6 protein-coding genes and 2 pseudogenes are annotated in these 7,063 nt (G+C 73.1%); 3 read left to right on the top strand and 5 right to left on the bottom strand.

All coding sequences use genetic code 11. The features are described from left to right. Positions 1–152 precede the first annotated feature (152 nt). Entirely contained in the window at positions 153–1,340 is a 1,188-nt protein-coding gene (locus ACFXA3_RS30075) for a serine hydrolase domain-containing protein (RefSeq protein ID WP_385191737.1), read from the top strand. A gap of 11 nt (positions 1,341–1,351) precedes the next feature. Here ACFXA3_RS30075 and ACFXA3_RS30070 read toward each other — a convergent pair whose 3' ends face one another. Beyond that, entirely contained in the window at positions 1,352–1,903 is a 552-nt protein-coding gene (locus tag ACFXA3_RS30070) for a DUF1697 domain-containing protein (RefSeq protein ID WP_385191735.1), read from the bottom strand. Then, positions 1,900–3,185: pseudogene (gene mgt, locus ACFXA3_RS30065) on the bottom strand (macrolide-inactivating glycosyltransferase). Before mgt ends, ACFXA3_RS30070 begins: the two are co-directional and overlap by 4 nt. 93 nt (positions 3,186–3,278) lie before the next feature. On the opposite strand from mgt, the gene ACFXA3_RS30060 reads away from it, so the two are divergent. Both ACFXA3_RS30060 and ACFXA3_RS30055 read left to right on the top strand, forming a co-directional pair. Continuing rightward, positions 3,279–4,130 carry a phosphotransferase enzyme family protein gene (locus ACFXA3_RS30060; protein WP_385191734.1) on the top strand — a complete coding sequence of 284 codons (852 nt, stop codon included), beginning with the start codon at positions 3,279–3,281 and terminating at the stop codon, positions 4,128–4,130. A 24-nt stretch (positions 4,131–4,154) separates the two neighbouring features. Next, positions 4,155–4,787, top strand: a complete 633-nt coding sequence (locus tag ACFXA3_RS30055; protein WP_385191733.1) for a hypothetical protein — start codon at positions 4,155–4,157, stop codon at positions 4,785–4,787. Between the two features lie 8 nt (positions 4,788–4,795). On the opposite strand, the pseudogene ACFXA3_RS30050 reads toward ACFXA3_RS30055, so the two are convergent. From ACFXA3_RS30050 to ACFXA3_RS30040, 3 genes and pseudogenes are all read right to left on the bottom strand, one after another. Beyond that, positions 4,796–5,529, bottom strand: a pseudogene (locus ACFXA3_RS30050) (class I SAM-dependent methyltransferase). Between the two features lie 72 nt (positions 5,530–5,601). Further along, positions 5,602–6,327 (bottom strand): 3'-5' exonuclease, encoded by a 726-nt coding sequence (locus tag ACFXA3_RS30045; protein WP_385191738.1) that lies wholly within the window; start codon positions 6,325–6,327, stop codon positions 5,602–5,604. An 81-nt stretch (positions 6,328–6,408) separates the two neighbouring features. Continuing rightward, positions 6,409–7,063 (bottom strand): DUF5919 domain-containing protein (locus ACFXA3_RS30040; protein ID WP_385191731.1); only part of this gene is annotated, 655 nt, incomplete at its 5' end.

The raw sequence follows: 7,063 nt of genomic DNA, 5'->3' as shown, positions 1-7,063 counted from the left end.
GCCTCCCCCGATCGGGGGAGGATCTTCTCCCGCTTTTCCGCGATGTGCCGTCGTGCCCGCGCAGCCCATGATCGTGTCCTGCCCGGCCGGCAGGGACCGTCCAGGTCTCCGCCGGACCACCGGGTTCCCCACGACTGCACTGGAGTTGCCCCATGTCCGAGCAGACACCGCCCACCCTCCGCCCCCTCAGGCAGCACCCTGACGGCCGGCGCCCCGAAGGCCGGCGCCGCGGCAGGCCGGCCGCGGCCGCCGCCCTCGCCCTCGCGGCCGTCACGGCGGGCATCCTGACACCACCCGCCGCACAGGCGGCCACCGGACGGCCCGACACCGTACAACAGGGCCTGAACGCCCTGGTACACACCGACGGCCTGCCCGCCGCACTCGCAAGCATCACCGACCGAACAGGCCACACCCGCACCCACACGGCCGGCGTAGGCGACCTCACCACCGGCTCCCCCGTACCCGACGACGGCCAGGTCAGGATCGGCAGCAACACCAAAACCTTCACCGCCGTCGTCACCCTCCAACTCGTCGCCGAGGGAAAGATCAGCCTCGACAGTCCCGTCGACACCTACCTGCCCGGCCTCCTCCACGGCGACGGCATCGACGGCCGCCACATCACCGTCCGCCAACTCCTCCAGCACACCAGCGGAATCCCCGACTACACCCGGTCCGACCTCCGGCCCCGCCCCTACGAGCCGCGCGAGCTCGTCGAGATCGCGCTCGGGTACAAGGCGGACTTCGCCCCCGGGGCGGGGTGGGCGTACAGCAACACGAACTACGTACTGGCCGGGCTCATCATCCAGCGGGTCACCGGCCGGCCCCTGGCGGAGGAGATGGAGCGGCGGATCATCACGCCCCTCGGGCTGCGCCACACCTCCTTCCCCGCACCCGGGGACACGACACTCCGGGGACCCCATCCGCAGGGCTATTACCAGGAGGCGGCGGGCGCACCGCTGCGTGACATCACGGAGATCGATCCGTCCTGGGCCTGGGCGGCCGGCCAGCTGATATCCACCGGTTCCGACCTCAACCGGTTCTTCGGAGCACTCCTGGGAGGCCGTCTCCTCCCCAAGGCCCAGCTCGACCAGATGCGCACCACGGTCCCCGCCCCGTACTTCGGCCCCGGGGCCCGCTACGGACTGGGGCTGGTGAGCAGACCGCTGTCGTGCGGCGGGGTCTACTGGGGGCACGGCGGCAGCTTCCCGGGATACGAGACGCGGGGCGGTGTCACCGAAGACGGGCGGCGCGCCGCCAACGTCGCGGTGACCCTCCAGCCGGCCGACAAGGCGGTGATGGACCGTGTCGAGCACGTCGTGGACACGGCCCTGTGCCGCTGACCGGCCCGGCCCTAGTCCTGGGTCAGTTCGACGAGTTTGACGACGGTGTTCCAGTTGCGGGTCGTTGCGTCGATCCCCTTGAACACGGCGGGCCGGTAGAGGGCTTCGGCCAGTTTGGAGCGGCCCAGGCCGTCCGGGGCGTAGAGGTAGACGACCCGGTCGCCGATCCGGAACTCCTCGGGAAGGTAAGCGGGCCCGTCGATCGCGGCGAACCGCTCCTCGCCCGGCTGCGCCGAGAGGAAGGTGGCGTGCAGCTGCCGGCCCTCCAGTTCGGCGGCCGGGAAGGGGCAGGCCTCGGAGACGGCCCGCAGGTAGGCCCCGTCCACGACCAGGCAGGCCACCGCGAAGCCGAAGCGGTCCTCGATCGCCCGCTCCAGCTCGCGGGCCAGGGCGGCCGGGTCCTTGCCGGTGGTCGCGAAGACGGCGTTGCCGCTCTGCAGGTAGGTCTGCACACCGGTGTGGCCGAGGCCCGTCAGGACCTCGCGCAGTTCGGCCATCGGGACCTTCTTGGCCCCGCCGACGTTGATTCCGCGCAGCAGGGCCGCGTACTTCTTCGTGGTCATGCCCGAACGATAGGGCGGCGCACCGACACCGGGGGAAGTTCGGCCTCGATGAGGTCGGCGGCCTGTCGCGCGCCGCCTTCCGTGGCCATCCGGAGCCGGACGGCCTCGGCGCGTGCGGCGACCTGGGGGTCCTCGACGAGCGCGAGGACGGCTTCGCGCAGGGTCCGGGCGTCGGCCTCCTCCATGGGGACGTGCCGGGCGACGCCGAGTCCCTGGAGGACGTCGGCGTTGCCGAACTGGTCGACGGCCTGCGGGACGGCGACCATCGGGGTGCCGGTGGCGAGGCCCTCCGCGCTGCCGCCGGCGCCCGCGTGGGTGATGAAGGCATCGGCCTGGCGCAGGATGTCCAGCTGGGGCACCCAGCGGTGGACCTCCACGTTGGCGGGGACGGTGCCCAGGTCGGCCTCGTCGGTGAACCTGCCGATCTGGAGGACGACGTGCCAGTCGGGCAGGTCGCCGAAGGCTTCGATGCAGGCCCGGTAGAAGGCGGGCCGGCGGGTGAAGGCGGAGCCGAGGGAGACGAGCAGCACCTTCTTCCCTTCGGCTGCCGGCGGGCGCTGCCAGGTGCCCTGGCTCGCGCTGCGGTCGCCCTGGCAGGCCCCGACGAAGGTGTACACGGACTCGTCGACGCGATCGGCGTTCGGCTGGAGGGCGCGGGGGATGAGCACGATGCTGCGCCGCGGACGGCCGACGAACCGGTCGGAGTCCTCGTCGATGCCGTTCTCGTCGAGCCACTCCCGGAAGCGGGCGTAGTAGGCCCGGCCCCGCTCGGAGGCCCGCAGGGCGGCCGTCATCGGCGCCGCGACCTCCTCCTCGTACCCGGTCCAGGCGACCAGGTTCGGGGAGAGGGACACGGCGGGGACGCCCCAGTGGTGGGCGAGGACGGGTGCCGGGTAGGAGGTGATGTCGTGGAGGACGAGGTCGGGGGCGTCGTCCTCGAAGGCGGCCGCGAGCTGCGGCAGGGCCTGGACGGCGTCGTTCAGGAAGGGCTCGATGTTGTCGATGAGCTCGGTGCCCCAGGCCTCGGGCTCGTCGTCGGTGGGCAGGGTGGACTTCCAGATCACCGGGGTGGCGCCGGTCTCCGCGATCCTCTCGGCGAAGGACGCGGGGATCGCGTAGCTGACGCGGTGGCCCCGGGCCACGAGTTCGCGGATCACTTCGATGCTCGGGTTCACGTGTCCGTGGGCGGCGATGGAGAACATGGCGATGTGGGCGGGCTTCGCTGAGGTCATGCGCCGACTTTAACGAGACGAGACGTCTCGTGCAACGAGGATTCGGCCAATCTCCCTCCGTCCGCCGCTCGGCACGGGCAGCGGCCGCGCGCCCGGATGCGAGACTTGGCGGATTCACGACGATCCGCATCCGGAGACACGGCATGGACGAGGCGCAGGCCCGGAACGTACTGACGGCGGCGGGCTTCACCCGGCACGCCGCTCTGCTGGCCCTGGGCGAGAACGCGGTGTTCGCGGCCGGCGACCTGGTGGTGAAGGTCGGCCGGGAGGCGTCGCTGCTGGAGCGGGCCGAGCGCGAGCTCACGGTGGCGGGCTGGCTCGAAGGGGCCGGGATCCCGGCGGTCCGTGCGGCCGAGCCGAAGCCGCGGCTGGTGGCGGGGCATCCCGTGACGGTGTGGCACCGCCTGGCGGACGCGGTCCGTCCGGCCGGTCCCGAGGACCTGGCGGCGCTGCTGCGGCAGATCCACGCCCTTCCGCAGGCCCCGTTCGCGCTGCCCGCGCGGGACCTGCTGGGCGGGGTCGAGCGGTGGCTCCGGCTGGCCGGCGAGGCCGTCGACCCGGCCGACGCGGCGTACCTGCGGGCCCGGCGCGACGCGTACGCGGGCGAGGTGGCCGCGCTCACCGCGCACCTGCCGCCGGGCCCGATCCACGGCGACGCCCTTCCGCGCAACGTCCACGTGGGGCCGGACGGGCCGGTCCTGGTGGATCTGGAGACCGTTTCGGCGGACCTGCGCGAGCACGATCTGGTGGTGATGGCCCTCGCCCGCGACCGGTACGGGCTGCCGGCGCCGTCGTACGAGGCCTTCGTCGAGGCGTACGGGTGGGACGTGCGCGACTGGGAGGGCTGCCGGGTGCTGCGCGGTGCGCGCGAGACGGCCAGCTGTGCCTGGGTGGCCCAGCACGCCCCGACCAACCCCGGCGCGCTGGCCGAATTCCGGCGCCGGGTGGCTTCCCTGCGTGACGGCGACCCGGAAATGCGGTGGCACGCCTTCTAGGAAGTGCCGTACCAAGGTGCACACATGAGACTGCACACGACGTTCCACACCGCCCGCCTGGGCGCGACGGAGTACAAGGTCATACGCCCGGCCCGGACTCCGGCCCGCGCGGTGCTCTTCGACGACCCCTGGTTCCTGAACGGCTGGTTCGACCAGGAGGGCGCTCAGCTCGCCGCAGGGCTCTGGGCCCTCGCCGCCACCTCGCCGCGCTCCCTCGTCCACCTGCCGATCCGGGCCAACGCGAAGCACGGACCGGAGGGGGCCTCGGGCGGGCGGCGCCCGCTCGACCTGGTCCTGCTGCACCACTCCCTGCAGTTCGCCCCGTCCCGCTGGAAGGAGCTCCGCGGCCGGCTCGGCCCCGGGCGGCCCCGCACCGTGGACCTGCCCGGCCCCGACCCGGACGCGGACCCCGGCGTACCGGACCTTCACCACCGGGAGAACCACGACCGGTTCCACCAGGACATCCACAGCGAAACACTGTTCATGACGGGAAGCGCCACGATGTTCCGGGTGGGCGCCGGACTCTTCGCCGACCTCGCCCGCTCGGGCCCCGGCCAGCTGTTCAGGCACCGGCCCGTGCACTACTGCCGCCGGCTGTACTGCCACCCCCATGACCGCGACCTCCACCTGGAGTACTGCGAGGAGTGGCCCGTCTAGGCCGTCTCCTACGGTTTGTGGGTCACCCAGAGCAGTTCCGCCGGCCAGCGGTGCGCCCAGTCGGGCGGGTCGGTTTCGTTGTAGCCGTTGGGTGTGCCGGGGCCGGGCCGCGGCTCGATGAGGTCGTCGATGACGAGACCCGCGCCGCGCAGGACCCTGACCCAGTCGCCGTAGGTGAGCTGGTCGCGCCGTCGCCTTCGGCGATGGTGTTCAGCCCGAAGTAGTCCTGCCGCAGCGTCGTGGTCACGCGACTGGCGGCTTCGTCGTAGCACGCTTCGAACCATGGGCTGGCGACGTTGAACACCAGGCGCCCGCCCCGGCCCAGGACGCGTGCGGCCTGCGGGACGGCCAGGTGCGGGGGCGCCCAGCTGAGCCCGCCGAAGTCGCAGAACACCAGGTCGAAGCATTCGGCGGCGAAGGGGAGCCGTTCGGCGGCGCCTTGCACCAGCGGGTAGCGGGCCGCTCCCATCGCGCCGGCCGCTGCCGCGAGTTGGGCCTCGGACAGGTCGAGCCCGACCACGGTGGCGCCCTCGGCGGCGAGCGCCCTGGACCACTGGCCGGCGCCGCAGCCGAGTTCGAGGACGCGCTTGCCGGTGACGTCGCCCAGGGCGCGCAGGTGCGCGTCGGGGACGGAGTACATGCCCCACAACCGGGGTGCGGCACCGATCTGCGGGTCGTGCTCGTGCTGGTAGGCGCTGCTGATCCGGTTCCAGAGCCGCCGGTTGGCGGGGATGCTGTCCACGTGCCGACTCCAGCACTGCCCGCCGGGGCGGTCAACACGATTACGGCACCGGCCGGCCCGCCCCTCCGCGGTTCAGGCGGAGGCCGGCAGCAGGCTCCGCAGGGGCCACGCCGGGTCGATCACCGCGTCCGGGGTGCCCTGGCGGCGCAGGTACGACTGGAAGTCGCGGGCCCAGCGCTCGTGCCAGCCGCCCTGGCGGGCGTGCAGATCGGCCGGGGTGAGCCCCGCCACCTCCGGGTGGCGGGCGGCTATCGCGCGGGCCACCTGCACCGCGGCCAGCGCGTCCGCACCCGCATCGTGCGCGGCGTCCAGGGTGACCCCGTACACCCCGCACACGGCCTCCAGCGTCCGCTTGCCGCGCCGGTAGCGGTCCACGGCCCGGTCGATGGTCAGCGGGTCCACCACCGGGCCGGTCTGGGCCCCGCCCAGCCGGTCGGCCAGCGAGGGCAGCCCGTGCCGGGCCAGCTCCGCCGTCAACAGGGTCAGGTCGAACGCCGCGTTGTACGCGACGACCACCGCACCCCGCCGCCAGTGCTCCACCAGCGCCCGCGCGACCTCGTCCGCGACCTCCCGCACCGGGCGGCCCTCCGCCACGGCCCGCTCCGTGCTGATCCCGTGGATCGCCGAGGCGCCCTCCGGAATCGGTATCCCCGGATCCGCGAGCCAGACGCGCCGGTCGCGCACCTGCCCGGCCCGCACCTCGACCACCGCCGCCGTCACGATCCGCGACTCCCCCGGTTCCGTACCGGTCGTCTCCAGGTCGAATCCGATCAGCACGCCGCCGTGCCAGTCCCCCATGCCGCGCCAGTCCTCCACCCCGTGCCCCTCCCCCGTACGCCTTCGGTCAACGACTTTCAGCCTGCCACGGGGCACTGACAGTCATGACACCGGGCGGGAGTCCTGCCAGATCGACTCGAATTCCTCACGGTACGTCGGGAACAGCCCGTGCTCCGCGTCCCGCGAGGAGCCGCGGGTGCCACCGCCCCGCAGGACCAGCACCGGCGCCTCCATGCCGCGCGCCCGGCGCAGGTACGACTGCACGACGGCGATGCCCGAGGACTCCCCCTCCACCAGGTAGGCGGTGAAGCGGGGCGTCTCGTCGAAGACGTGGATCTCGAACCGCGAAGGGTCCCGCAGCCCCGCCCGCACCCGGCGCACGTGCAGGATGTTCATCTCCACCGAGCGGCTCAGCTCGCCCTTGCGCAGGCCGAGCTCGCGCTCGCGCCGTTTGACGGCGCTGCTGGCCGGGTTCAGGAACAGCAGCCGGACCCGGCATCCGGCCTCCGTGAGCCGCACGAGTCTTCGGCCCGAGAAGTTCTGCACCAGCAGGTTGAGCCCTATGCCGATGGCGTCGAGCCGCCGCGCCCCGCCGAACAGGTCCTCCGCCGGGAGCTGCCGCTGCAGCCGCACCCGGTCCGGGTGGACCGAGATGACGTCCGCGTACCGGTCGCCGACCAGGTCCTCGACGGCGTCGATCGGCAGCCGGTCCGCGGCCGGGGAGCCCGCGCCGCCGCCCAGCACCAAAAGAAGCCAG

This window comes from Streptomyces sp. NPDC059456 (assembly GCF_042750055.1).
Taxonomy (GTDB): Bacteria; Actinomycetota; Actinomycetes; order Streptomycetales; family Streptomycetaceae; genus Streptomyces.
Note: the sequence above shows the minus strand (reverse complement) of the source record. Positions and strands in the feature narration are given on the sequence as shown.

Bases quoted from the DNA above. Each gene is read 5' to 3' on its own strand.
- ACFXA3_RS30070 (WP_385191735.1), bottom strand. From the start codon at position 1,903: ATGACCACGAAGAAGTACGCGGCCCTGCTGCGCGGAATCAACGTCGGC.
- ACFXA3_RS30075 (WP_385191737.1), top strand. From the start codon at position 153: ATGTCCGAGCAGACACCGCCCACCCTCCGCCCCCTCAGGCAGCACCCT.
- ACFXA3_RS30055 (WP_385191733.1), top strand. From the start codon at position 4,155: ATGAGACTGCACACGACGTTCCACACCGCCCGCCTGGGCGCGACGGAG.
- ACFXA3_RS30060 (WP_385191734.1), top strand. From the start codon at position 3,279: ATGGACGAGGCGCAGGCCCGGAACGTACTGACGGCGGCGGGCTTCACC.
- ACFXA3_RS30045 (WP_385191738.1), bottom strand. From the start codon at position 6,327: ATGGGGGACTGGCACGGCGGCGTGCTGATCGGATTCGACCTGGAGACG.